This is a genomic window from Microbacterium testaceum (genome assembly GCF_001476655.1).
In the GTDB taxonomy this organism is placed as follows: Bacteria; Actinomycetota; Actinomycetes; order Actinomycetales; family Microbacteriaceae; genus Microbacterium; species Microbacterium testaceum_C.
Window position 1 is genome coordinate 1 of the sequence record NZ_LDRT01000264.1, and the last position, 603, is coordinate 603.

At 67.5% G+C, this 603-nt stretch carries 1 protein-coding gene; it reads left to right on the forward strand.

All coding sequences use genetic code 11. The annotated features are described in order from the left end of the window. Positions 1 to 296 precede the first annotated feature (296 nt). On the forward strand, positions 297 to 603 hold a 307-nt coding region (locus NS220_RS18905), incomplete at its 3' end, for a DUF3040 domain-containing protein (RefSeq protein ID WP_058625475.1).

Sequence of the window (603 nt, forward strand, 5' to 3'; positions counted from 1 at the left end):
TCGCCGCCGTCGTCGGAGCGACGGCACCGGCCACGGAGGACTCCGCCACGGCGCGCCATCCGGTGAGGCAGAACCGTGCCCGCAGGCGCTTGCCTCCCCGCAGGGATGCCGCGCCCGCGCGGCTCATCGTCTCCGCCTCCGGGCCCAGCGAGGAGGCGTACGATAGCTGCTCAGAGAGGAACTTGTCGAGTCGCTGGGAAACAGCTTCGATCGGTTCCGGGGAGGTCGCCACAGGCCTAGCCTAGTGATCCACGCCCCGCGTAGAATCGTCCGTACTTAGCAACAGAGGGGGATGCATGCCACTCTCCGAACAGGAGCAGCGTCTGCTAGACGAGATGGAGCGCCATCTCATGAGTCACGACGCCGACGTCGTCACTGCCCCCAGTCGCGCCCTCAGCTACCGCAACATCGTCTACGGGTCCATCCTGGTCCTGGCGGGCCTCGGGGCCCTCGTCGCGGGAGTGTCGATCGGTTTCAACACCGGCTTCCTCGGCATCGCCATCGGCGTCCTGGGATTCCTTTTCATGGTCAGCGGCGTGGTCCTCGCCGTCACCCCCTTGAAGGGCTCCGCGCGCGCAAGCTCGTCTTCGTCTGCGGCGGGGC